Source organism: Rhizobium leguminosarum (assembly GCF_019798305.1).
Classification (GTDB): Bacteria; Pseudomonadota; Alphaproteobacteria; order Rhizobiales; family Rhizobiaceae; genus Rhizobium; species Rhizobium leguminosarum_U.
Genome location: NZ_JAAXDD010000001.1, coordinates 186,693 through 210,849, shown reverse-complemented (window position 1 = coordinate 210,849; position 24,157 = coordinate 186,693). Strand labels below are relative to the sequence as shown.

Here is a 24,157-nt window from a genome sequence, read left to right as displayed (position 1 = left end):
GGGAAAAGCCGGATCAAGGTAAGGAAGCGGACATGAGCGAAACCAGCCTTGCCATCAGCAAATTCAGTGATCTCGCCAACCCGACGCGGTTTCTGGCGCTGGCGGCGCGCGTCATTCCGTGGCTGGCCGGCATCACCGCCCTCTGTTTTGCGGCCGGCCTCTATCTGAGCTTCGCCACCGAAGGCGATTACCAGCAGGGCGAGACTGTGCGCATCATGTATGTGCATGTGCCCTCGGCCTGGCTTTCGATGATGTGCTATACGATCATGAGCGTCTCGGCGATCGGCACGCTGGTCTGGCGCCATCCGCTGGCCGATGTCTCCGCCAAAGCCGCAGCCCCGCTCGGCGCCGCCTTTACCCTGCTTGCCCTCGTCACCGGTTCGCTCTGGGGCAAGCCGATGTGGGGCACCTGGTGGGTCTGGGATGCGCGGCTCACCTCCGTCTTCGTTCTCTTCCTGATGTATCTCGGGCTGATTGCGCTCGGCCGCGCCATCGACGATCCGTCGAAGGCCGCGCGTGTCAGCGCCGTGCTCATCCTCGTCGGCTTCGTCAACATCCCGATCATCAAATTCTCGGTCGAGTGGTGGAACACGCTGCACCAGCCGGCAAGCGTGCTGCGCCTCGACGGCCCGGCGATCGATCCGGAATTCCTGCGGCCGCTCTTCGTCATGGCGATCGCCTTCACCCTGCTCTTCTTCACGCTGCACATCATGGCAATGAGGAACGAGATCTGGCGCCGCCGCATCGCCGCCCAGCGCCGTCTTGCCGCCCGCATGGCGAGCCGGGAGGATTAATCGTGACACATGCCTTCTACGTCTACGCTTCCTATGGCTTTGCAGCCCTGGTGACGATCGCCGTCACAGCCTGGACCTGGGCCGACGGCCGCGCCCGCCGCACGGAACTCGCCGCCCTTGAGGCTGCCGGCATTCGCCGCCGTTCGGCGCGCCCCAAGGACAGTGTGGGGGATGGCGAATGAACGACACGCCGGAAAACGCCGCCAAGCCGCGCGGGCTTGGCCGTTACGCATTGGCGCTGCTGCCGCTCGTCGTCTTCGGCGGCATTGCGGCCACAGCCGCAAAGATGCTCTACGACCAGGATTTCCATGGCAAGAACATCGCCGAAATTCCCTCCGCCCTGATCGGCACCAAGGCGCCGGCGCTCAACCTGCCGCCGCTCGACGGCGCCAACCTGCCGGCGCTGACCGATACGGCAATCAAGGGCAAGCTGACCCTCGTCAACGTCTTCGCCTCATGGTGCCTCCCCTGCCGGGACGAACATCCGTTATTGAAAGAACTGGCAAAAGACGGACGGCTGAACATCGTCGCCATCAATTACAAGGACCAGAACGACAACGCCCTGCGTTTCCTCGGCGAGCTCGGCAACCCTTTTCGGGCGATCGGCGTCGATCCGAACGGCAAGGCAGCGATCGACTGGGGTGTCTACGGCATTCCGGAAAGCTATCTGGTCGGGCCTGACGGCACGATCCTCTACAAGCGCGTCGGCCCCTTCGACGATATCAGTCTGAAGGAAGGGCTTTTTCCAGCGATGGAAAAGGCGCTCGGCAAGCCCGCTTCGTAACGATCGCGCCACAAAGACCCCTCCCCAACCCCTCCCACAAGGGGGAGGGGCTAAGTTGTGGCACCCGCCTCACAAACAAATAGACCAACCGCACAGTCGACGTTCAATAGGGCTCACGACGAGAGCCGCCTGTTAAGCCCCTCCCCTTGTGGGGAGGGGTTGGGGAGGGGTCTTATCGGGACAGAGAAGCCCTACACCCCGCCCTGCCAGACCTTGATCGCCTCCACCGGCCAGATCAGCATGACAACGTTGAGCGTCAGGTTGTCGCGGATGATGTAGCCGGTGAAAATCTCGAAGAAGATGGCGATCGCAACCGTCAGCGCCACCGGTGCGCGCCGCGCGAAGAAGAAGCCGACGCACATGAAGACGGTGTCCATCGCCGAATTCAGGATGCTGTCGCCGTAATAATCGAGCGCGATCGTCGCCGTACGGTAGCGGTCGATGATGAGAGGTGAATTTTCAAGCAGCTCCCAGCCGGATTCGATCACCAGCGCCAGCAGCAGCCTTGCCGCCAGCGGTTTGCCGCGCAGGATGAGATGCGCGAGCCCGTAGAACAGGAAGCCGTGGATGATGTGCGACGGCGTGTACCAATCCGACAGATGCTGCGAATTGCCGCTGGTATTGACCCCGCCCTCCCACAGCTTGACAGTGCCGCAGGCGCAGATCGGCACGCGGCCCATCATATATTCGGCGACGATCTGAATGATCAGCACCGCAAGGCAGGCGATAAACCAGAAGTTCTGGTGTCTTACGCGAGTTTCTACGTCGACAGCGCTCACTTCTCGCCTTCCGTTTCCAGGTTGACGCTATGTTTCAGCACCAGCGGCATCTGCGCCAGCGTGAAGATGATGGTGATCGGCATCGTGCCCCAGACCTTGAAGGCGACCCAGGTACTGTCGGAAAAATTGCGCCAGACGACTTCGTTCAGCACCGCGAGGAAGAGAAAGAAGATGCCCCACCGGATGGTGAGCTTGCGCCAGCCCTCGGCATCGAGCTGGAACGCGGCGTTGAAGACATAGCCGAGCAGCGACTTGCCGAAGGCCAGCCCGCCGAGCAGCGCCACCCCGAAGAGCGCGTTGACGATGGTCGGCTTCATCTTGATGAAGGTCTCGTTCTGCAGCCAGATCGACAGCGAGCCGAAGATGACGACGACGATGCCCGATACAAAAGGCATGATCGGCAGATGGCCGAGCACGATCTTCGAAACGATCAGCGAGATGATCGTCGCCGCCATGAAGAGGCCGGTCGCAACGAACAGCGGTCCGCCCAATTCGGAAAGAGCAGGAAACGTCTCCACCAGCCACTGACCGCGCAGATTGGCGAAGAAGAAGATCATCAGCGGCCCGAGTTCCAGCGCCAGTTTCAACAGCGGGTGATGCCGGTCGGCAGCAGACGGGGTGATATCGCTCTCGGTGCTCATGCGTTCTTCAAACCTGTTTTCCTGGAAACTGTTTCCGGCCGTGCCCTGCAGGCTTTCGGCGGCATATCTGTGGCATCATTGCCCAAGTCCGGCAATGGCATGGGCAAAATCCTCGGCCTCGAACGGCTCCAGATCCTCGACGCCCTCGCCGACGCCGATGAAATAGACCGGCAGCTTATGCTTGGCGGAGATGGCGACGAGAATGCCGCCGCGGGCCGTGCCATCGAGCTTGGTCATGATCAGCCCATTGACGCCGGCGACGTTGCGAAAAATCTCGACCTGGCTGAGCGCGTTCTGCCCCGTCGTGGCATCAAGCGTCTGCAGCACGGTGTGCGGCGCATCGGGATCGAGTTTGCCGAGCACGCGGACGATCTTCTCGAGCTCCGCCATCAGCTCTGCCTTGTTCTGCAGGCGGCCAGCGGTATCGACGATCAGCACGTCGCATTTTTTCGCCTTCGCCTGTTCGAAGGCATCATAGGCAAGGCCGGCGGCATCGGCGCCGAGCTTGGTGCCGATGAATTCGGATTTCGTCCGGTCGGCCCAGATCTTCAGCTGCTCGATCGCAGCCGCACGGAACGTATCGCCGGCCGCCAGCATCACCTTCAGCCCGGCGCCGGAGAGCTTTGCCGCAAGCTTGCCGATCGTGGTGGTCTTGCCGGTGCCGTTGACGCCGACGACGAGGATGACATGCGGCTTGTGCGAGAGGTCGAGCTGCAGCGGCTTGGCGACCGGCTTCAGGACCTTGGCGATTTCGGATGCCATGATCCGGCTGACATCCTCGCCGGTGACATCCTTGCCATAACGCTCGGAAGCAAGCGTGTCGGTGACGCGCATGGCGGTCTCGACACCGAGATCGGCCTGGATCAGCAGGTCCTCGAGATCCTGCAGCGTCTCGTCATCGAGCTTGCGCTTGGTGAAGAGCGCGGTGATCTGGCCGGTCAGCTGCGAAGAGGTGCGTGCAAGGCCATTACGCAGGCGCTGGAACCAGCTGAGTTTTGGCTGCAAAACAACCGGCTCCGGCTCGACGACCTTCGGGCCGGTGGCAAAGCCTCTGGGGAGGATCGGAGAGCCAATCTCCGGTTCTACCGCGGGGCTACCCCCCTCTGCCCTGCCGGGCATCTCCCCCACAGGTGGGGAGATTGGCTGGGAGGGCGAATCCAGTCCTGCATCATCCTCAGTCGGAATTTCTTCCGGCTCGGTCGGAATCTCTTCCGGAAGCTTTTCGACGCTCTCTTCGAGGTCAGCCGGCTGTTCTAGCGCTCCGGTCGCCAGACGATCTCCTGCCTCGTCGGGGAAATGTTCCGGAGGGACAGAAGCGGGTATTTCCGCAACGGGCTCGGCGACCGTCCGGCTTTCAGCCTCCACCTCCGCTGCCGCCTCGGCCTCCAGCAATGAAAGCGGTACGACACCCATATCGCTCAGCTGGTCGGCGGCGGGCAGCATTGAGGATTCGACATCGTCGTCAGCAACCGCTGCTTCGACCCCGCCCTCGTCAATATCGGCAGCCGGCCCGCCGGCCGTATCCATTTCCTCGGCCAGCACCGGATCGTCAGCAACCGGCAGATCTTCGTGGCGCGAACGCGGCTCCAGCTCCCTTTCCACGGCCGCAGGCACAGGTTCTTCAGCCGGCTTGCCGAAGGTGAAGACCTTTTTGATGAAACTGAGCGCCATGGGGATTCCGTGAAAGTCAGGCCGCGGTTGCGGCCGTCAATTGCATGTCGAGATGTTTGCCATTGTGGCCGGTGATCGTGACCGGCACAAGTTCACCGGGACGAAGGCCGGGGGCAGCGACCAGCGTGAAGTTCTCCGTATGCGCCAGGCCGTTGTTTTCAACAAGCAGCCATTGCCGGGTTCCGATCATCCCATCGAGATGGGATTGATGCAGCATATGTCCAGCGGCACGCAGCCTTGCGGCGCGGTCCTTGACCAGCGACCGGTCGAGCTGCGGCATGCGGGCGGCCGGCGTGCCGGGACGCGGACTGTAGGGGAAGACATGCAGATGGGCGATGCCAGCCTCTTCGGCCAGCCTCACGGCATTCTCGAACATCTCTTCGGTTTCGGTGGGAAAGCCGGCAATCATATCGGCGCCGAAGCTCATCTCGGGACGGAGGCGGCGCGCATCCTCGATGAAACGCAGCGCATCGGCGCGTAAATGCCGGCGCTTCATGCGCTTCAGGATCATGTCGTCGCCATGCTGCAGCGAAAGATGCAGATGCGGCATGAAACGTGGCTCGTCGGCGATGAGATCCATCAGGTGGGCATCGGCCTCGATGCTGTCGATCGAGGAAAGCCTGAGCCGGCGGATATCGGGGATCTGCTTCAGCAGCGTCTTCGCCAACAGCCCGAGCGTCGGGGAGCCCGGCAGATCGCCGCCATAGCTGGTGGCATCGACCCCGGTCAGCACGATCTCACTGTAACCGCCGTCGACGAGATTGCGGGCCTGCTCGACGACGGCTCCCATCGGTACGGAGCGGGAATTGCCGCGGCCATAGGGAATGATGCAGAAGGTGCAGCGATGGTCGCAGCCGTTCTGTATCTGGATGAAGGCACGCACGTGGCCGTCGATGTGCCTGACCATCTGCGGCGCCGTCGCCTTGACGCTCATGATGTCGTTGACCCGCAGCTTCTCTTCGGCCGAGACGCCGAAATCCGGCAGGCTGCGATAGGAGGCGCTCGTCAGCTTCTCCTCATTGCCGAGCACGGCATCGACCTCCGCCATGGCGGCGAAGGTCTGCTTTTCCGTCTGCGCGGCGCAGCCGGTGACGATGATGCGGGCATGCGGATTGTCGCGCCGTGCCCGGCGGATCGCCTGGCGGGCCTGGCGCACGGCCTCGCCGGTCACGGCACAGGTGTTGACCAGGATGGCGTTGTTGAGCCCGGCCTTCTCAGCCTGCGCCTTCATCACTTCGGATTCATATGTGTTGAGGCGGCAGCCGAAGGTAATGACCTCGATGCCGCTCACTGCGCCTCCGCCTCTCGGGTACCATCGCGCGCCCAGAGACCGGTCGAAGGATCGACCCTGCCCGACCATTCCCATTCGGCCGGGCCGGTCATGATGACATGATCGTCGCGCTCGCGCCATTCGATGGAAAGCGTGGCCGGCGGCTTGGCGCTTGCCACATTGATCGTCACCTTGCGGCCGGTGCGACCGGTGCGCGCGGCACTGACGGCAGCAGAACAGGCAGCCGAGCCGCAGGCAAGCGTCAGCCCCGCGCCGCGCTCCCAGGTGCGCGTCGTCACCGATGTCGGCGACGTCACCTGCGCCAGCGTGATATTGGCGCGCTCGGGAAACATCGGATGGTTTTCGAGCAGCGGTCCGAAGCGGGCGAGATCATAGGACATCACGTCCCTGTCCACCCAGAAGATCGCATGCGGATTGCCCATCGACATCACTGAGGGCGAATGCAGCACCGGCTTGTCGATCGGGCCGATCTGCAACTCGATGCGGCTGGTGTCGTGGAATTCTTCCGCCAGCGGGATCCTGTCCCAATCGAAGACCGGCCGGCCCATATCGACCGAGATCGTCCCGTCCTCGTGCTCGACGGCGTTGAGGATGCCGGCGACCGTCTGGAAGGTAAAGGCCTTCCGGCCGGTCTCGGCGGCAAGCGCCTGCACGACGCAGCGCGTGCCGTTGCCGCAGGCCTGCGCCTTCGAGCCATCGGAATTCAGGATATCGATGAAGGCATCGGTGCCGTCGGCCTTCGGATCATGGATCGCCATGATCTGATCGAACTCAGTCTGCGGATCGGCATTGAGCGCGACCGCCGCCGCCGGCGTCACCTTGTCCGGCCGACCGCGCATGTCGACGACCAGGATCTTGTTGCCAAGCCCGTTCATCCTCGCAAATTCGACCGTTGCGCTCATGGGTATCATTCCGTCTGTCTTTCCGGTGTATATGGCGGAAATGCGAAGGAATTACCAGTGGGTGAGTGCCGGGCAGACGTTGCGGCCCGCTGACCCCGTCGAGGCAGCAGTTCGACTTTTACCGCTGTGCACCGTCAGGATCGAAAGACGCAGCATGGGCTTCGACAATGGCTGCGGTGATGACCTTTCTCAGCTCGTAGACCAGCGAGCGGGACCGCTTGCGATCCAGATCCTGTGCCGCCTTCGCCAGATTCAGGCCTTCGTTCAGGACAATATGATGGGCCCGCGCCAGCGCCCAGCTCTCAATATCAGCATTTAGCATTCGATATCTCCGCCGATTCATTCGGCATCAAGGATATTCACGAATCATTTTACAGGACGCACTTAAGTAGAAAGTAGAATCATACGCAGAATAATTTGCAACTGGCGTTGACAGCGAATTCGGCCGCCGGAGTGGCAATATTTATCGGCAAAACCTAAAGCGTTGGCGAATTGCGCAAGCCAATACATCACTTTGTTTGAGTATGTACTTTTTCTGCAACCACTGGATGAGACACTAGTACCCTCTCGCCACCTGGCTTTTGAGACGGCGGTCATGCAGTCATTTGTCTGCATTGCCTTGACTTTCGCGCGGCTTTCCTGTTTATCGCGCCCAATCCGCGACGAGCCACACGACTCCGAGCCGCCGACCGGGACTTAGAGATCCCGGAGGTCAACACCCGACAGCGCGATGCGCCCTCGGGTGCTTTTTGGCTTTGCGTCTTGTTTTCGTCAAGGAAAAGCACGACGTTTCCGGGCATCTAAAACCCGCCCGAAACGTATCAAGGAAGAGCCGATGTTTGAAAACCTCCAGGACCGTCTTGGATCCATTCTGAATGGACTGACAGGCCGTGGCGCGCTTTCGGAAGCCGATGTTTCCGCAGCGCTGCGCGAGGTTCGCCGTGCGTTGCTGGAGGCCGACGTCGCGCTCGACGTCGTGCGTTCCTTCACCGACCGCGTGCGTGAAAAGGCCGTCGGCGCAGAGATTCTGAAGTCGATCAAGCCCGGCCAGATGGTCGTCAAGATAGTCCATGACGAACTGATCGAGATGCTGGGCGGCGAAGGGGTCGGCATCGATCTGCATGCACCGGCCCCCGTCGTCGTCATGATGGTCGGCCTGCAGGGCTCCGGCAAGACGACGACGTCGGCGAAGATCGCCCATCGCCTGTCGACGCGCGAGAAGAAGAAGGTGCTGATGGCGTCGCTCGACACGCGCCGTCCGGCAGCCCAGGAGCAGCTTCGGCAGCTCGGCGCGCAGGCCAATATCGACACGCTGCCGATCATATCAGGCCAGTCGCCGACCGATATCGCCGCCCGCGCCGTGCAGGCGGCCAAGCTCGGCGGACATGACGTCGTCATCCTCGACACCGCCGGCCGCACGCATATCGACGAGCCCTTGATGGTCGAGATGGCCGACATCAAGAAGCGCTCGAACCCGCATGAAATCCTGCTGGTCGCCGATAGTTTGACAGGTCAGGACGCCGTCAACCTCGCCCGCAGTTTCGACGAACGCGTCGGCATCACCGGTCTGGTGCTGACCCGCATGGACGGCGATGGCCGCGGCGGTGCCGCCCTTTCGATGCGCGCCGTCACCGGCAAGCCGATCAAGCTGATCGGCGTCGGCGAGAAAATGAGCGAGCTGGAGGAATTCCATCCCCGCCGCATCGCCGACCGCATTCTCGGCATGGGCGACATCGTCTCGCTCGTCGAGCGCGCGTCCGAAAACATCGACGCCGAGAAGGCGGCCGCCATGGCCGCCAAGATGGCCAAGGGCAAGTTCGACCTCGACGACCTGGCCGACCAGCTGCGCCAGATGCAGAAGATGGGCGGCATGGGCGGCATCATGGGGATGATGCCCGGCATGGCCGGCATGAAGGACAAGATGGCCGCAGCCGGCCTCGACGATAAGCTTTTCGGTCGCCAGATCGCCATTATCCAGTCGATGACCAAGGCCGAGCGCACCAATCCCGACCTGCTCAAGCATTCGCGCAAGAAGCGCATCGCCGCCGGCTCCGGCACCGATGCTGCCGCAATCAACAAGCTTCTGAAGATGCACCGCCAGATGGCGGACATGATGAAGATGATGGGCGGCAAGGGCAAAGGCGGCATGATGAAGCAGATGATGGGCGGCCTTGCCGGCAAGATGGGGCTCGGCGGCGGCATGGGCGGCATGGGTGGCGGCATGCCCGATCTTTCGAATATCGATCCCCGACAGCTCGAGGCCTTGCAGAAGCAGGCGGAAGCGGCGGGGCTTGGAAAGCCGGGTGGGGGTATGCCCGGTCTCGGCGGTCTGCCGGGTGGTTTGTCGGGCCTCGGCGGCGCCAAGCTGCCGGGCCTTGGCGGTGGTTTCCCGGGATTGCCCGGATTGCCGAAGAAGAAGTGAAAGGATCGCTTGCCCCATGATTGATCCAGACGTCAAAGCCCAGCTCGCGAGCTATCGTCAGTCGATCGACAATATCGATGCCGCTCTCGTGCACATGCTGGCCGAACGCTTCCGCTGCACCAAAGAGGTCGGCGTGCTGAAGGCCAAATACAATTTGCCGCCGGCCGACCCGGCGCGCGAGGAATACCAGATCGAACGCCTTCGCCAGCTGGCGAAAGCCGCCAATCTGGACCCGGATTTCGCCGAGAAGTTCCTGAACTTCGTCATCAAGGAAGTCATCCGGCATCATGAGCAGATCGCTGCGGATCACGCTGAACAGAGCGCTGCAGCCCGATAACCCGTACCGCTCAAGAAAGCGGTCAAGAAAAGCCCAAGGAGTAAAGAACATGGCACTGAAAATTCGTCTCGCCCGCGGTGGTTCCAAGAAGCGCCCGTACTACCACGTCGTTCTCGCCGATGCGCGCAGCCCGCGTGACGGCCGCTTCCTCGAAAACCTCGGTTCCTGGAACCCGATGCTTGCCAAGGACGACGAGAAGCGCGTTCAGCTGAACGCCGAGCGCATCAAGCACTGGATCGAACACGGCGCCCAGCCGACCGACCGCGTTCTGCGCTTCCTCGATGAGGCCGGCGTTGCCAAGCGCGAAGTCAAGAACAACCCGGTCAAGGCAAAGCCCGGCAAGCGCGCCCAGGAACGCGCCGCTGAAAAGGCTCAGAAGGTCACCGACGCCGCCGCTGCTGCTGCCGACGCCGCGGAATAATCGCGACATCCCTTCGAGCGGGCGGCATGGCGACATGCCGCCCGTTTTCGTTTCCAATCGCACGCACTTCGTTTATGAGAAACCTGTCTTTCGGCTTCACATGAAGGAACCTATGACAAAGCTTGAAAACCCCGTTCTGATGGCGACGATCGGTGGCGCGCAAGGCCTTCGGGGCGAGGTGCGCGCCAAGGCCTATACGGCCGATCCCGGCGCGCTTGGCGACTATGGCCATCTGCACAGCATGGACGGCCGCAGCTTCGAAGTCCTCGAAATCCGCGAGATGAAGAATGTCGTCGTCGTCCGTTTCCGCGGCGTCAACGACCGCAATGCCGCCGAGGCCCTGAACGGGCTTGAGCTCTATATCGAGCGGGACAACCTGCCGGACGAGGAGCTGGACGAAGACGAGTTCTACTATGCCGATCTCGAAGGGCTCGAAGCGCGCGACGACAAGGGTGTCAGCTATGGCACGGTCACCGGCGTCTTCGATTTCGGCGCCGGCGACCTGCTGGAACTTAAAGGTCCGGGCAAACGTCCGGTGCTGATCCCCTTCTCGGAAGCTTCGGTGCTGGAGATCGACCTCGAAGCCGGCACGCTGCTGATCGATCCGCTGGCGGCGGGGCTGGTCGACGATCCCGAAGAGCTTTCGAAATTCATTCCCGACAAGCCGAAAAAGAAGAAGTAATGGCTTTCCGGGCGAGCGTGCTGACACTTTATCCGGAAATGTTTCCGGGGCATCTGGGCTTCTCGCTCGCCGGCAAGGCGATGGAGCGGGGGCAATGGTCACTGGACACGGTGCAGATCCGCGATTTTGCCACCGACAGACACCGCACCGTCGACGACACCCCGGCCGGCGGCGGCGCCGGGATGGTGCTGAAGGCCGACGTTCTTGCACGTGCGATCGACAGCGCCTCAGAAAACGATACCCGCCCGCGGCTGCTGATGAGCCCGCGCGGCCGGCCGCTGACGCAGGAGCGTGTGCGCGAGCTCGCCGCGGGTGACGGCGTTATCATCGTCTGCGGCCGCTTCGAGGGCGTCGACCAGCGGGTGATCGAGGCGCGCGGACTGGAAGAGGTCTCGATCGGCGACTACGTCCTATCGGGCGGCGAGCCGGCGGCGCTGATCGTGCTCGATGCGATTATTCGCATCCTGCCCGGTGTCATGGGCAACGATCTTTCCGGCCTGCACGAAAGTTTCGAAGGCGGACTGCTGGAACACCCGCATTATACCCGGCCGCAGGAATGGGAAGGCCGCGAAATCCCCGCGATCCTCACCTCGGGCAACCACGGCGCCATCGAAAAATGGCGGCATCAGGAAGCGGTGCGGCTGACGCGGGAGCGGCGGCCGGATCTGCTCGAAAAGGCTGACGCATCGCCCGGAAAATCGGGATCGAATTTCGGAAAGCACGATGCATAGATTCAAAGTGTCACAGCGTCCTTTGCTCGTCTGAAAAGGTGCGCGGCGCTGTAAAGTGAGAAAAACGGCTGATTTCGCAGCCCTTTTCACAAAAATGCCGCCCAAGGGATGACAAGCCCTGGCCTTTCGTGTATTGGCGCACGCGGAAATGGGGTTTATCCCCGTCTGCCAGCAAACAAAGAATGGCGAATCCGCTCCCGCCCTTGCCGGGCAAAGTCCTGAGGCCAGTTTCCGAAGGATCAGTGTTGAGCGCTCTGGCTGTTTCAGAAGAACCAAAGGTTAAGACGATGAACATCATTCAGCAGCTTGAGGCCGAACAGGCCGCCAAGATCGAAGCCAAGCGCACGCTTCCCGAATTTTCCCCGGGCGACACCGTCCGCGTCAACGTGAAGGTCACGGAAGGCACCCGTACCCGCGTTCAGGCCTATGAAGGCGTCTGCATCGCCCGCTCCGGCGGCGGCTTGCAGGAAAACTTCACGGTCCGCAAGATCTCCTACGGCGAAGGCGTCGAGCGCGTATTCCCGATCTACTCGCCGATGATCGAAAGCGTCGACGTCGTTCGCCGCGGTAAGGTCCGTCGCGCCAAGCTCTATTACCTGCGCGACCGTCGCGGCAAGTCTGCCCGTATCGTTGAAGACACCGGCGTCCGCGCCCGCAAGCTCAACGACGCCGAGCGCGCCGCCATTGCCGAGGAAAAGGCACGCATCGAAGCTGAAAAGGTTGCAGCAGCCCAGGCGCTCGCCGCCGAGAAGGCAGCAGCAGAAGCTGCGGAAGCCAAGGCCGCAGCCGAAAAGGCCGCCGCAGAAGCAGCCGCTGCAGCGGAACCGGCAGCAGAATAAGATCTGCGCCACGCAAAGTTCTTTGCTTGGAAAGGCGGCCTTCGGGTCGCCTTTTCTATTTTTTGCTTCGGCACGCAGCCGCGGCCTTGCCTCGGGCCTATCTTCCGTGACAGTTTTTGCCGTTCAATTTGGGGAACCGTTCAATGTTGTTTCGTCGTACCGTTCTTGCGAGCTTCGCCGCCCTTGCTCTTGCACCCCTCGCCGCATCGGCCGCCGAGCTGCCTGATCTCGGCGGCAAGAGCGTCGTCGTCGTCACCGAGAATGCCTATCCGCCGCTGCAATTCGTCGATCCGAAATCCGGCAAGGCGATCGGCTGGGAATATGATGCGATGAACGAGATCGCCAAGCGGCTGAACTTCAAGGTCGAATACCAGAACACCAGCTGGGACGCGATGATCCAGGCGGTGTCCGATGGCCAGTACAACATCGGCATGACCGGCATCACCATCAAGGAAGACCGCAAGCAGAAGGTGGATTTCTCCGATCCCTATATGCGCTCGCAGCAGTTCATGCTGGTGCGCGGCGACGAGAAGCGCTTCACCGATGCCAAGTCCTTCGGCGAATTCAAGGATGGTCTGGTCGGCGCACAGCCCGGCACCACGCCCTTCTACACCGCCGTCTATGAAGTGCTTGATGGCAACGAGCAGAACCCGCGCATCAAGCTCTTCGAAACCTTCGGCGCCACCGTCCAGGCGCTCAAGGCCGGCGATGTCGACGTCGTGCTGACCGACGGCACCGCCGGCAAGGGTTATGTCGATGCCTCGAACGGCGCCCTCAAGCTGATCGGCGAACCGCTCGGCACCGAGGATTTCGGCTTCATCTTCCCGAAGGGGTCCGACCTCGTCGCCCCGATCAATGCCGCCATCGCCGCAATCAAGGCCGACGGTACGCTGGATGGGCTGAACAAGAAGTGGTTCCTCGACTACAAGATGGGCGAATGACGCCGAGCAATTGCTGATGGCCTTGCGACCATCGCCCGACAGACACGTCAAGGATGACTATCCCTGGTGGCTGGTCGCCCTCGTCACGATCGGCATCGTGCTTGCCGCCGTCATCGTCGCCAACGATATCTATGCCCAGGTCTTTCGCACCGTCGTCAACGGTGTCGGCGTCACCGTCTTCGTCACGCTGGTCGCCTTCGTGCTCGCCACGGTGCTTGGCCTCGGCATCTGCCTGCTCGGCATGGCCGACAGCCAGGTGTTGCGCCAGATTGCGCGATTCTACATCGAGATCATCCGCGGCATACCGATTCTCGTGCTGCTGTTCTACGTCGCCTTCGTCGGCGCGCCGGCTCTGGTCGCAGCCTATAATTTCCTGATTTCGCCGCTGGTGACATCAGGTATGGCCGAGCCCATCCTGGTGCGCGACCTGTCGCTGATGTGGCGAGCGATCATCGCTCTGACGGTCGGTTATTCCTCCTTCATCGCCGAAATCTTCCGGGCCGGTTTCCAGTCGGTCGATCTCGGTCAGATCGAGGCGGCAAAGGCGCTTGGCCTGTCGCGCTACCGGCGCTTTCGCTCCGTCGTCTTCCCGCAGGCGATCCGGGTGATCTTCCCGCCGCTCTCCAACGATTTCGTCTCGATGGTGAAGGATAGCTCGCTCGTCTCCGTGCTCGGCGTCGCCGACATCACCCAGATGGGCAAGGTCTATGCCGCCGGCTCCTTCCGCTTCTTCGAGACCTATTCGATCGTCACCTATATCTACCTGATCCTGACGATCGGCCTGTCGCTGGCGCTGCGGCGGACGGAGAAATGGATGAAGTCGGGTAAGCGATCAATCTCCGTCGCGTCGCTGAGAGGCCGCAGAGCGTCTGCTGATGATTCAAATTGAAGCCGCCGCGAAAAATCGCTATATGCAGCCCATGGAATCCAAGTTCAGATGCATTGGTGCGCATATTTTCGTGCTGCAGGACCATTATCGCCTGCCGGCGCGGTTTTTTGCGTGCGTATCCGGTGCGCTCAACAGCCGACTTCGTTGATCGAATGACGGCCGGCGGAGCCTGATCCGCCATTTCTCGATTTTCCAAAAGCTTTAGAAAAACGGACTTAACGCCATGAGCGCACCGCGTACCCTCTACGACAAGATCTGGGACGATCATCTGGTCGACGAACAGCCAGACGGCACCTGTCTTCTCTACATCGACCGCCATCTGGTCCACGAAGTCACCTCGCCGCAGGCGTTCGAAGGCCTGCGCATGACCGGCCGCAAGGTTCGCGCGCCGGAAAAGACGCTTGCCGTCGTCGACCATAACGTTCCGACCTCGCCCGACCGCCATCTCGGCATCAAGAACGAGGAAAGCCGTATCCAGGTGGAGGCACTGGCCACCAATGCCGCCGAATTCGGCGTCGAATATTATTCGGCAAGTGACAAGCGCCAGGGCATCGTCCACATCGTCGGTCCGGAACAGGGCTTCACCCTGCCCGGCATGACCATCGTCTGCGGCGACAGCCATACCTCGACGCATGGCGCCTTCGGCGCGCTGGCACACGGCATCGGCACCTCCGAGGTCGAGCATGTGCTGGCGACCCAGACGCTGATCCAGAAGAAGGCGAAGAACATGCTGGTGCGGGTCGATGGCCTGCTTCCGCCGCACGTCACCGCCAAGGACATCATCCTTGCCATCATCGGCGAGATCGGCACGGCCGGCGGCACCGGCCACGTCATCGAATTTGCCGGCGAAGCGATCCGCGCGCTGTCGATGGAAGGCCGCATGACCGTCTGCAACATGACGATCGAAGGCGGCGCCCGCGCCGGCCTGATCGCCCCTGACGAAAAGACCTTCGAATATATCAAGGGCAAACCGCGCGCGCCAAAGGGCGAGGCGCTGGAACAGGCGATCGCCTATTGGAAGACGCTGCAGACCGACGAGGGCGCTCATTACGACCGCGTCGTCGTGCTTGATGCCGCCAGCCTGCCGCCGATCGTTTCCTGGGGCTCCTCGCCCGAGGATGTCATCTCCGTCCAGGGCATCGTTCCGAACCCCGACGACATTCCGGACGAAACCAAGCGCACCTCCAAGTGGCGCGCGCTCGACTATATGGGCCTGAAGCCGGGCACGAAGATGACCGACATCACCCTTGACCGCGTCTTCATCGGCTCCTGCACCAACGGCCGCATCGAGGATCTGCGCGAAGTCGCCAAGGTCGTCGAAGGCAAGACGGTTGCCCCAACTGTCGACGCGATGATCGTGCCGGGCTCCGGCCTCGTCAAGGAACAGGCGGAAGCCGAAGGCCTCGACAAGATCTTCAAGGCCGCCGGTTTCGACTGGCGCGAGCCGGGCTGCTCCATGTGCCTTGCGATGAACGACGACCGCCTGAAGCCGGGCGAACGCTGCGCTTCGACCTCGAACCGCAACTTCGAAGGCCGCCAGGGCTTCAAGGGCCGCACCCACCTCGTCTCACCGGCAATGGCCGCCGCAGCCGCGATCGCCGGGCACTTCGTCGATATCCGCGAGTGGAACTGATCTGATCCGGCCAACGGATGAGATTGAAAGCCGCCCGATGCGCATCGGGCGGCTTTGCGTTTATGGCGTCTGTCGCTTCGGCGCCCAGATTGCGACCTGCACAGCCCCGCGCCTTCTCCGACGCGCAAAGAGCTCTGCAGCCCCTGCTGCACCAAAGCGCCGCGAACTTTCAGATTCGCTCCTCGCGCTTTAGGCCTTTGTTTTTACGCATGCCGTTGTCCCAAAACCGCTGCACAGTTTTGCGCGACATGCTCTAATTCCGTAAATTGCTTCCGATTTAACTCACTCGTGGCGGGCGAGCCCGTTTGTGCACGGCCCGCCTTCCCAATTTCATCCTTTCGGGCAATCGACATCGATAAAGTCCTGTGGCCTCATCGATAATCAGGCGCGACACGCGACAGATCCCGTTCAGGCTTCGGCGAACACCGCGCCATCGGGGAAGCGCCATGAGGCAGAAATTAGTAGCGAGTTTACTGCGAGCCGGCCTGATCATCTTCGCACCGCTGGCATCGATCGACGCCGTCGGCGCCGCGCCGATGCATCCAACCATACCGCCAATCACGCTCGCCTCGGGCCAACTGCTGCAGGTCGCACAGAAGAAGATACCGTCGCTCAACGGATACCGCGGCGACAGCAGCGGCCGGCCCGGCTATATCAAAAGCGCGAACGGTTATTGGTATCCCTCACACGCCTTCGACGATTATACCGGCGCAATTGGAAGACCGCAGAGCCTGGGCAATAGCTGTAGTTACGGCTTCGCCCCGACCAACGGATCGTCCAACTGCAATTATTGACTGAAGGCTGCATGCCTCCTTGATGCAACGGCCGCTACGGGCGATTCTCACCCGCGCGGCCGCTCATTGGCTTGCTTAATCAGAAGGCTGCCGTCATCGGATCCGGTCCCATGCGAGCGCTGGCACTGTCGAGTTTGGCGATCGCAGCCATATCATCGGCATCGAGCTTGAAGTCGAACACCTGGAAATTCTCCTCGATACGCGACGGCGTCACCGACTTCGGGATGACGACAAGGCCGGTGTCGATGTGCCAGCGAATGATGACCTGAGCCGGTGTCTTCTGATGCTTTTTGGCAATCTCACCAACAACAGCATTCGAGATGAACTTGCCCTGGCCGAGCGGGCTCCAGGATTCGGTGGCGATGCCAAGCTTCTTGTGAACCTCCTGCGCCGCCTTCTGCTGGAAATCGGGATGCAGCTCGATCTGGTTGATGACGGGAACGACGCCGGTCTCGCCGATGATGCGCTCGAGATGTTCAGGATTGAAATTCGACACGCCGATCGAGCGGGCGCGGCCCTCTTCCCGGATGCGAACGAAAGCCTTCCAGGTCTCCGTATAAAGGCCGCGATGCGGCGACGGCCAGTGAATGAGATAGAGGTCGACATATTCGGAACCGAGCTTCTTCAGGCTGCCGTCGAAGGCGCGCAGCGCATTGTCGTAGCCCTGGTCGTCGTTCCTGAGCTTGGTGGTGACGAAGATATCCCTGCGGTCGAGGCCGGAAGAGCGGATGCCTTCGCCGACGCCCTCTTCGTTGTCGTAGCCGGAAGCCGTATCGATATGACGATAGCCTGCGGCGATCGCCGTGCGCACGGTGGGAGCGGCGATATCCTGCGGCGTCTGCCAGACGCCGAGGCCGACCTGCGGAATGGAATGTCCGTCATGGAAAGTGATGATGGGTTGAGCGGTCACAATATATCTCCGGGAGTTTGAAGAATTGGACGAGGCATGAATTGCGCCCCCTTACAGCGCCGCGCGTCTTTTAAGACGCGCAAAGGACGCTGTAAAACTTTTAATTGCTGCACAATTCCTCAAATCGATTTCGATTTGAGGAATTGTGCAGGGTGCGGACGTCCCTGAACGCATTTCAGCCGGAGCGTTCGGTCACCGAAAACATATAGGCGGCCGCATTCGGAAGACAATCAGACGACGCGGACAATCGTTCCTTTTCGAAGGTAGGGCAGCAGGCGGCGCATGTTGCTGAGACTCACCGCCACGCAGCCCGCCGTCGGCTCGTAGCCCGGTTTGATCAGATGGAAGAAGATCGCCGAGCCGCGATTGCGCGCACGCGAGGAGATGTTCCAGTCCATCACGAGACAGATATCGTAGAGCCCGTCGCTGCGCCGCATCTCCTCGTGACTTGCGCCGAACGGCGCCCGGACGAGGCGGTTGTAGCTGGCATTGTCAGACCGATCGCACCAGAGCATGTCGGGGCGGATGCGGCGGATGGAAAGCGGAGTGACGAGCCGGCCGTTCCGCTCGCCGCGCCGGAAGCCGGATATCAGCCTCATCGAGGCGATCGGCGTGGCGCCGTCGCCCTCGCGTTTCATCACGGTGCGGCCGGAACGGCCGATCGCAGCCGGTACGGTGATGGTGCCGAGCCGGACGATTGCTCGGCTCTTACGCCCCGGCGCAGGACGCACCACCATCGTCGACGGCGTCATACCCCGCCTCTGCCTTGCTTTTTCCATTTTTCTCGCATGTCGTGCCTTGTCTGGGGCTTCGATTGAAATCATATCAAAACCGACCCGGCAACAGCCCGCTGCCCGATCCTTGCCAAACCAGGAATTTGGCGTAGGACTAGGGAACTTAACATGAGGACGCAAACGGCATGACCGCACGCACCATTCTTCTGGTGGATGACGACGATGACCTTCGGCAGACGCTGACGGAGCAATTGTCGCTGTATGAGGAATTCACGGTTCTGCAGGAAGCCAACGCCGGCAAAGGTGTCGCGACCGCCCGCTCGACGCCGATCGACCTGCTGATCATGGATGTCGGCCTGCCCGATATGGACGGCCGCGAGGCAGTGAAGTTGCTGCGCAAGGGCGGTTTCAAGGCGCCGATCATCATGCTGACCGGCCATGATACCGATTCCGACACGATCCTCGGCCTCGAAGCCGGCGCCAACGACTATGTCACCAAGCCTTTCCGCTTCGCCGTTCTGCTCGCGCGCATCCGCGTGCAGCTGCGCCAGCATGAGCAGAGCGAGGATGCGACCTTCACCGTCGGCCCCTACCTCTTCAAGCCGAGCCAGAAGCTGCTGACCACCGATACCGGCCAGAAGATCCGGCTGACGGAAAAGGAAGCGGCGATCATCCGCTATCTCTACCGCGCCGAACAGAAAGTCGTCACCCGCGACGTGCTGCTCGAAGAGGTCTGGGGCTATAACTCCGGCGTGACGACGCATACGCTGGAAACCCACGTCTACCGCCTGCGCCAGAAGATCGAGCGCGATCCCTCCAATGCCGAAATCCTCGTCACGGAAAACGGCGGCTACAAGATCATACCCTAGAGCATTTCCTTTTCTCCGAATCACGGAAATGCTTTATCTCTTTGTTTTCACGCAATTCCCGGCAAGCGTTTCACGCTTTGCCTGGCAAAACCGCTAGGCACTTTTGCTGGAATTGCTCTAAGGCGAAAAGCCCGCATGGCGCTGACCGACGACATCCACATGCTCGCGCAGCTTCCTCTGTTCAAGGACATGAACGAGGATCAGCTGCGGTTGGTCGCCTTCGGCGGCGACCGGCGCATGATCGCTGCCGGCCAGATGCTGTTTCGCCAAGGCTCACCGGCCGAGAGCGCCTATGTCATCCTCACCGGCAGCCTGGAGCTGAGCGCGACGAGCAGCGACGGCATGCAGAGGACAGAGGGGATCGCCGGTCCCGGAACCCTGGTTTCCGAGCTGGCGCTGGTGACACTGGTGGAGCGCAAGTTCACCGCGGTAGCGCGCGAGGACACCAGCATCATCCGCATTACCCGCGCCCTCTTCCACCGGCTGATCGAAGAATATCCGGACGCAGCCCGGCTGATCGAGAACCGGATCCGCGACAATCTCGCCGAGCTTGCGGCAAAGGCCGCAAGCCAGTTCCACCGCTTCAGCTGATCCCGTTAGGGCGGTTCTGCGCTTTACGAAAAGCCGAACTGCATCGCTCTAGAAATCGAAATGCGCCGTGACCGGTACGTGGTCGGAGGGACGATCCCAGCCGCGCGCCTCCTTCAGGATCTCGATCCGCTTCAGATGCGGCCCGAGATCCGACGACGACCAGATATGGTCGAGACGACGGCCGCGATCGGCCGCCTCCCAGTCCTTGGCGCGATAGCTCCACCAGGTGTAGAGCTTCTCGTTTTCAGGCGCATGCTGGCGCATGAGATCGAGCCAAGCGCCGCGTTTCATCACCTCGAGCAGCCCCTCGGTTTCGACGGGCGTATGGCTGACGATCTTCAGAAGCTGCTTGTGCGACCAGACATCGTGCTCCAGCGGCGCGATGTTGAGGTCGCCGACGAGGATCGCTGAGGTGTTGGCCTCACCGTTGGCTTTCAGCAGCTTCATCTCCTCGATGAAATCGAGCTTGTGGCCGAATTTCGGATTGATCGTGCGATCCGGCTCGTCGCCACCGGCCGGGACATAGAAATTATGCAGCCGGACGCGGCGATTGCCGTGCTCGAAGATCGCCGAGATGTGGCGCGCATCGCCGACGCCGCAATAATCCTGCCGGTGATCCTCGGTCAACGGAATGCGCGAGGCGATCGCCACGCCGTGATAGCCTTTCTGGCCATGGATGATGATGTGATTGTAGCCCATGGCCCTGAGCGGTGCCGCTGGAAACAGGTCGTTCGTCACCTTGGTTTCCTGCAGGCAGAGGATATCGGGCCTGTGCTTGAGAACGAGTTGCTCGACGATCGGCATGCGTAGCCGCACCGAGTTGATGTTCCAGGTGGTGATCGAAAAGCCCATGCCGATGCCCTTTCACGCCCAACGCGTATCGCGCAAACCGTGCAACGGCTTTCATGCGATCCGCTTTCATGAAAGGGCTTTAAAACAAAGGCGGACGCGAGGGAACCGGCCGCATGTCAAAGCGGCCGGCGATCAACCGAAAAGCTCTCAGTCGCGCGACTGAGGCGTGCCGGGAATGGTCTCATAGGGCACGCGGAAGACGCGATCGTCGAACTGCATGCCGGTTTTGACGTTGAAGATCATCACCGAAGTGTCCTTGCCCTGATTGTCGGTGATCGTCCACTGACGCAGGTCGTAGGTCTTCGGGTCGAACATCATGGTGATGGTCGAGTTTCCGAACACCGTATTGTTGCCGAGCGCGATCGTCGTCAGGTCGGACTCTTGCTTCACGCCCTTCACCATACCGGCCGACAGGTCGATATGCTGCGCCAAGAGCAGGCTGAGCGGGGTCTTGGAGAGCGGATAGAGATCCCAGGTCTTGAGCTTCGTATTGCCGATGGCGACGTTCTTGCCGTCGGCGATCACCCGCATCGGCGACGGAGCGTCATAGTTGAAGCGCAACTTACCCGGGCGCTGGATGTAGAACTTGCCGCCGGTCTGCTCGCCGCGCGGGCCGAACTGCACGAATTCACCCTGCATCGTCGTGACGCCGGAGAAATGATCGGCGATCGCCTGCGCCGTGCCGGAGGCGGGAGCTGCCGCCTGCGCATGAGCGCCGAACGGAATGGCGCTCGCCATCGCAGCAACGGCGAAGGCGCCGAGAAGATCGCGGCGCGTTACCGTCAGGCCGGAGAGGAAGCTATCGGAGTGACTCATCTAAATCTCCTTTATGCGATCTGCATGCTGCCGAAAGGCGGCGTCTTCAAGGCGTTGCGATCGGCCTGCGAGAGGTAACGGCTTCGATGCTATCAGGTTTCCGCAAAAGCGGCTGTATTGGAAATATATGCCTGTTCCGTCAGCGGTCGAGGATGTCGCCTTCTGTGGGAACGAGAATCTCGCGTTTGCCGGCATGGTTGGCCGGTCCGATGATGCCCTCCTTCTCCATGCGCTCGACGAGCGAGGCGGCGCGGTTGTAGCCGATGCCGAGCCGGCGCTGGACGTAGGAGGTCGACGCCTTGCCGTCGCGCAGTACGATGGCGACCGCCTGGTCGTAGGGATCTTCCGATTCGGAAAGATTGGACGTGCCGGCCGGACCGCCGCCACCGCCGCCGTAATCGCCGTCTTCGTCGTCATCCGCGGTGATCGCATCGAGATATTGCGGCGAGCCCTGGGTCTTCAGGTAGGAGACGATCTCTTCCACCTCGACATCCGAGACGAACGGGCCATGCACGCGCTGGATACGCCCGCCGCCCGCCATGTAGAGCATGTCGCCCATGCCGAGCAGCTGTTCGGCGCCCTGTTCGCCGAGAATGGTGCGGCTGTCGATCTTCGAGGTCACCTGAAAGGAGATGCGGGTCGGGAAGTTCGCCTTGATCGTGCCGGTGATGACGTCGACCGACGGACGCTGTGTCGCCATGATCACGTGGATGCCGGCCGCACGCGCCATCTGCGCCAGACGCTGGACGGCGCCTTCGATATCCTTGCCGGCGACCATCATCAGGTCGGCCATCTCGTCGATGATCACGACGATATAGGGCATCGGCCTTAGATCGAATTCTTCGGTCTCGTACATCGCCTCGCCGGTATGGCGGTCGAATCCGGTCTGCACCGTGCGCGAGATCGCCTCGCCCTTCGACAGCGCCTGCTCGACGCGGGTGTTGAAGCCGTCGATATTGCGCACGCCGATCTTCGACATTTTCTTGTAGCGCTCTTCCATCTCGCGCACCGTCCATTTGAGCGCGACGACGGCCTTCTTCGGATCGGTGACGACGGGCGTCAGCAAATGCGGGATCCCGTCATAGACGGAGAGTTCGAGCATCTTCGGGTCGATCATGATCAGCCGGCACTGTTCCGGCGTCATGCGGTAGAGCAGCGACAGGATCATCGTGTTGATGGCGACCGACTTGCCGGAGCCGGTGGTGCCGGCGACGAGCAGATGCGGCATCTTGGCAAGATCGGCGATCACGGCTTCGCCGCCGATCGTCTTGCCGAGCGCCATGGCGAGCTTCGCCTTGCTGCCCTCGAAATCCCGGGAGGCGATAAGTTCGCGCAAATAGACGGTCTCGCGCGTCTGGTTCGGCAATTCGATGCCGATCGCGTTGCGGCCGGGCACGACGGCGACGCGGGCGGCAATCGCGCTCATCGAGCGGGCGATATCGTCGGCAAGGCCGATGACACGCGACGACTTGATACCGGGCGCCGGCTCCAGTTCGTAGAGCGTCACGACAGGGCCGGGACGGACATGGATGATCTCGCCCTTGACACCGAAATCTTCGAGCACGCCTTCGAGCATGCGGGCGTTCTGTTCCAGCGCATCGGCCGAAAGCGTGGAGTCGCGCACGACGTTCTTCGGTTCGGCGAGCAGATGCATCGACGGAAGCTGGAAACCGTCGGGGCGGATAAACGAGCCCTGCGCCTCCCGCTCGATGCGGGCGCTGGGCTTCGGGCGTGCGACCACCGGGACGACGCGCGGTTCCGGCTTGCCGGCCGCCTTTGCCGGTGCGCGGATCATCCAATCGTCGTCATCGTCGTCGGGCAGGATATCGGCCGGGCGCGGCGGCATGTCGTTATCGAAGGGCAGGTCGTCGTCATTGTCGTCGTCGTCATCGATGGACAGCGACGGCGCGGAGACGATGCGTCGCGGCGAAGCCGCCCTTGGCGCCATCGATGGTTCCATCGAGGGCTCCATGCGCTCGCCGCGGACGGTCGGCGCCTTGGCGCGAACGGGTTCGTTCAGCGTGCCGAACTCGTCATCGTTGAAATCATAAGGTGATTCGTAATCGCCTTGGCGCCGCTTGCGCGGACCCATGCCGAAGAGCCGGCGCAGCCGGCCCTGGCTCATGTACCAGGCATGCGTCAAGGCGCCGCTGAAAGCGACCCAGCGCGACTCATCCTCCTCCTCGTCCTCGTCTCCGACGACGCGGGCCTTGCTTCTTGTATCGACGTAGTCTTCCTCGATCTCCTCGTCAGCGTCGCTGCGACCGACGAGGCCCGATGCAAAGAGCATCATCCAGGCGGTCGGCGCGGCAAAGATGCAGCCGACGACCATGGCGAAAGTGCCTGTGGGATAGGCGCCGACGAAGAGTGCCGGAAAACGCAGGATCATGTCGCCGACAACGCCGCCGATGCCGTTCGGAATCGGCCAGGTGAGCGGCGGCGGAAAACAGCCGATGACGGCGGAAGAGAGCACCGAACCGGCCAACCAGGCGCCGATGCGGGCGGGAATACGGCTGAAGCGGCGCCCAGAAATCAGCGTCAGCGCCCAGGCGACGATCGGCAGCATCGAAACGACGCTGGCAAGGCCGAGGAATTGCATGACGATATCGGCAAAGGCGGCACCGCTGTAACCGAGAATATTCGTCGGCAGGTTGGCAGTGGCATAGGAATAGCTCGGATCGGCGACATTCCAAGTCGCCAGCGCCGCGACGCAGAACGCCAGCAGCAGAAAGATCGCAAAGCCGATGAGCGCCTGGATTTGCCGCAGCATGAATGCCGAGAAGGAGAACCGATCCGGACGGCCATCCATTGCCGGCGACGTGCTTCTTGCCATG

The 24,157-nt window shown here is 61.8% G+C and carries 28 protein-coding genes; 16 read left to right on the top strand and 12 right to left on the bottom strand.

Features of this window, described 5'->3' with window-relative positions:
* Positions 1-32: 32 nt before the first annotated feature.
* Genes HFO99_RS00955 through HFO99_RS00945 form a run of 3 tightly spaced genes read left to right on the top strand, consistent with a single transcriptional unit; the run spans position 33 to position 1,578 of the window.
* Positions 33-794, top strand: a complete 762-nt coding sequence (locus HFO99_RS00955; RefSeq protein WP_222358536.1) for a heme ABC transporter permease — start codon at positions 33-35, stop codon at positions 792-794.
* A 2-nt stretch (positions 795-796) separates the two neighbouring features.
* On the top strand, positions 797-976 hold the full coding sequence (gene ccmD / locus HFO99_RS00950) for a heme exporter protein CcmD (protein ID WP_017962446.1): 180 nt from the start codon (positions 797-799) through the stop codon (positions 974-976).
* Positions 973-1,578, top strand: coding sequence for a DsbE family thiol:disulfide interchange protein (locus HFO99_RS00945; protein ID WP_222358533.1), 606 nt, complete (start codon positions 973-975; stop codon positions 1,576-1,578). The genes ccmD and HFO99_RS00945 overlap by 4 nt, the downstream gene beginning before the upstream one ends.
* A gap of 191 nt (positions 1,579-1,769) precedes the next feature.
* Here the strand turns inward: HFO99_RS00945 and HFO99_RS00940 are convergent, their stop codons facing one another.
* The 6 genes from HFO99_RS00940 to HFO99_RS00915 all read right to left on the bottom strand — a co-directional run bounded on the left by HFO99_RS00940 (position 1,770) and on the right by HFO99_RS00915 (position 7,205).
* The gene (locus HFO99_RS00940) at positions 1,770-2,357 is read right to left on the bottom strand and encodes a DUF2585 domain-containing protein (protein ID WP_222358530.1); all 588 of its coding nucleotides are present in this window, start codon (positions 2,355-2,357) and stop codon (positions 1,770-1,772) included.
* Complete coding sequence (locus tag HFO99_RS00935) at positions 2,354-2,998, bottom strand: septation protein A (RefSeq protein WP_065281557.1); 645 nt, start codon at positions 2,996-2,998, stop codon at positions 2,354-2,356. The genes HFO99_RS00940 and HFO99_RS00935 overlap by 4 nt, the downstream gene beginning before the upstream one ends.
* A gap of 75 nt (positions 2,999-3,073) precedes the next feature.
* Entirely contained in the window at positions 3,074-4,669 is a 1,596-nt protein-coding gene (ftsY, locus tag HFO99_RS00930) for a signal recognition particle-docking protein FtsY (RefSeq protein ID WP_222358527.1), read from the bottom strand.
* Positions 4,670-4,685: 16 nt separating this feature from the next.
* On the bottom strand, positions 4,686-5,960 hold the full coding sequence (gene mtaB, locus HFO99_RS00925; protein ID WP_222358524.1) for a tRNA (N(6)-L-threonylcarbamoyladenosine(37)-C(2))-methylthiotransferase MtaB: 1,275 nt from the start codon (positions 5,958-5,960) through the stop codon (positions 4,686-4,688).
* Positions 5,957-6,862: a diaminopimelate epimerase gene (gene dapF / locus HFO99_RS00920; RefSeq protein ID WP_222358521.1), complete on the bottom strand. Its 906-nt coding sequence runs from the start codon at positions 6,860-6,862 to the stop codon at positions 5,957-5,959. Before dapF ends, mtaB begins: the two co-directional genes overlap by 4 nt.
* A gap of 118 nt (positions 6,863-6,980) precedes the next feature.
* On the bottom strand, positions 6,981-7,205 hold the full coding sequence (locus HFO99_RS00915; protein WP_017962453.1) for a hypothetical protein: 225 nt from the start codon (positions 7,203-7,205) through the stop codon (positions 6,981-6,983).
* Positions 7,206-7,697: 492 nt separating this feature from the next.
* Between HFO99_RS00915 and ffh the strand changes: the two genes are divergently transcribed.
* The 5 genes from ffh (at position 7,698) to trmD (ending at position 11,455) form a co-directional block, all read left to right on the top strand.
* Complete coding sequence (ffh, locus tag HFO99_RS00910; protein WP_065281561.1) at positions 7,698-9,284, top strand: signal recognition particle protein; 1,587 nt, start codon at positions 7,698-7,700, stop codon at positions 9,282-9,284.
* A gap of 16 nt (positions 9,285-9,300) precedes the next feature.
* On the top strand, positions 9,301-9,621 hold the full coding sequence (locus HFO99_RS00905) for a chorismate mutase (protein ID WP_011427149.1): 321 nt from the start codon (positions 9,301-9,303) through the stop codon (positions 9,619-9,621).
* 49 nt (positions 9,622-9,670) lie between these two features.
* On the top strand, positions 9,671-10,042 hold the full coding sequence (gene rpsP / locus HFO99_RS00900; RefSeq protein ID WP_012759371.1) for a 30S ribosomal protein S16: 372 nt from the start codon (positions 9,671-9,673) through the stop codon (positions 10,040-10,042).
* 112 nt (positions 10,043-10,154) lie between these two features.
* A complete protein-coding gene (gene rimM, locus HFO99_RS00895; RefSeq protein WP_094087706.1) occupies positions 10,155-10,724 on the top strand; it encodes a ribosome maturation factor RimM in 570 nt (189 codons plus the stop codon).
* Positions 10,724-11,455 carry a tRNA (guanosine(37)-N1)-methyltransferase TrmD gene (gene trmD, locus HFO99_RS00890; protein ID WP_151520434.1) on the top strand — a complete coding sequence of 244 codons (732 nt, stop codon included), beginning with the start codon at positions 10,724-10,726 and terminating at the stop codon, positions 11,453-11,455. The genes rimM and trmD overlap by 1 nt, the downstream gene beginning before the upstream one ends.
* Positions 11,456-11,465: 10 nt before the next feature.
* Here trmD and HFO99_RS00885 read toward each other — a convergent pair whose 3' ends face one another.
* Positions 11,466-11,753, bottom strand: a complete 288-nt coding sequence (locus tag HFO99_RS00885; RefSeq protein ID WP_222346361.1) for a hypothetical protein — start codon at positions 11,751-11,753, stop codon at positions 11,466-11,468.
* Here HFO99_RS00885 and rplS point away from each other — a divergent pair.
* From rplS to HFO99_RS00855, 6 genes are all read left to right on the top strand, one after another.
* Positions 11,743-12,294: a 50S ribosomal protein L19 gene (gene rplS, locus HFO99_RS00880; RefSeq protein WP_072640274.1), complete on the top strand. Its 552-nt coding sequence runs from the start codon at positions 11,743-11,745 to the stop codon at positions 12,292-12,294. The two genes, HFO99_RS00885 and rplS, sit on opposite strands and share 11 nt — an antisense overlap.
* 143 nt (positions 12,295-12,437) lie before the next feature.
* Positions 12,438-13,235, top strand: a complete 798-nt coding sequence (locus HFO99_RS00875; RefSeq protein ID WP_222358518.1) for a transporter substrate-binding domain-containing protein — start codon at positions 12,438-12,440, stop codon at positions 13,233-13,235.
* A 16-nt stretch (positions 13,236-13,251) separates the two neighbouring features.
* Positions 13,252-14,124 (top strand): amino acid ABC transporter permease, encoded by an 873-nt coding sequence (locus tag HFO99_RS00870; protein WP_222358516.1) that lies wholly within the window; start codon positions 13,252-13,254, stop codon positions 14,122-14,124.
* A complete protein-coding gene (locus tag HFO99_RS00865) occupies positions 14,111-14,272 on the top strand; it encodes a hypothetical protein (RefSeq protein WP_222301199.1) in 162 nt (53 codons plus the stop codon). The genes HFO99_RS00870 and HFO99_RS00865 overlap by 14 nt, the downstream gene beginning before the upstream one ends.
* A 75-nt stretch (positions 14,273-14,347) precedes the next feature.
* Positions 14,348-15,757: a 3-isopropylmalate dehydratase large subunit gene (gene leuC / locus HFO99_RS00860; protein ID WP_170257166.1), complete on the top strand. Its 1,410-nt coding sequence runs from the start codon at positions 14,348-14,350 to the stop codon at positions 15,755-15,757.
* 446 nt (positions 15,758-16,203) lie between these two features.
* A complete protein-coding gene (locus HFO99_RS00855) occupies positions 16,204-16,551 on the top strand; it encodes a cell surface protein (RefSeq protein ID WP_222358513.1) in 348 nt (115 codons plus the stop codon).
* 79 nt (positions 16,552-16,630) lie between these two features.
* Here HFO99_RS00855 and HFO99_RS00850 read toward each other — a convergent pair whose 3' ends face one another.
* Both HFO99_RS00850 and HFO99_RS00845 read right to left on the bottom strand, forming a co-directional pair.
* A complete protein-coding gene (locus HFO99_RS00850; RefSeq protein ID WP_222358509.1) occupies positions 16,631-17,461 on the bottom strand; it encodes an aldo/keto reductase in 831 nt (276 codons plus the stop codon).
* A gap of 230 nt (positions 17,462-17,691) precedes the next feature.
* On the bottom strand, positions 17,692-18,213 hold the full coding sequence (locus tag HFO99_RS00845) for a L,D-transpeptidase (RefSeq protein ID WP_222358506.1): 522 nt from the start codon (positions 18,211-18,213) through the stop codon (positions 17,692-17,694).
* A gap of 167 nt (positions 18,214-18,380) precedes the next feature.
* Between HFO99_RS00845 and HFO99_RS00840 the strand changes: the two genes are divergently transcribed.
* Positions 18,381-19,064, top strand: a complete 684-nt coding sequence (locus HFO99_RS00840) for a response regulator transcription factor (protein ID WP_222249035.1) — start codon at positions 18,381-18,383, stop codon at positions 19,062-19,064.
* Between the two features lie 135 nt (positions 19,065-19,199).
* Positions 19,200-19,655, top strand: a complete 456-nt coding sequence (locus tag HFO99_RS00835) for a cyclic nucleotide-binding domain-containing protein (RefSeq protein WP_222301020.1) — start codon at positions 19,200-19,202, stop codon at positions 19,653-19,655.
* A 48-nt stretch (positions 19,656-19,703) separates the two neighbouring features.
* On the opposite strand, the gene HFO99_RS00830 is transcribed toward HFO99_RS00835, so the two are convergent.
* The 3 genes from HFO99_RS00830 to HFO99_RS00820 form a co-directional block, all read right to left on the bottom strand.
* Entirely contained in the window at positions 19,704-20,507 is an 804-nt protein-coding gene (locus HFO99_RS00830) for an exodeoxyribonuclease III (protein ID WP_222358503.1), read from the bottom strand.
* Positions 20,508-20,654: 147 nt separating this feature from the next.
* Positions 20,655-21,323, bottom strand: a complete 669-nt coding sequence (locus tag HFO99_RS00825; RefSeq protein WP_222249036.1) for an outer membrane lipoprotein carrier protein LolA — start codon at positions 21,321-21,323, stop codon at positions 20,655-20,657.
* 139 nt (positions 21,324-21,462) lie between these two features.
* Positions 21,463-24,156: an FtsK/SpoIIIE family DNA translocase gene (locus HFO99_RS00820; protein WP_222358500.1), complete on the bottom strand. Its 2,694-nt coding sequence runs from the start codon at positions 24,154-24,156 to the stop codon at positions 21,463-21,465.
* Position 24,157: the final 1 nt, after the last annotated feature.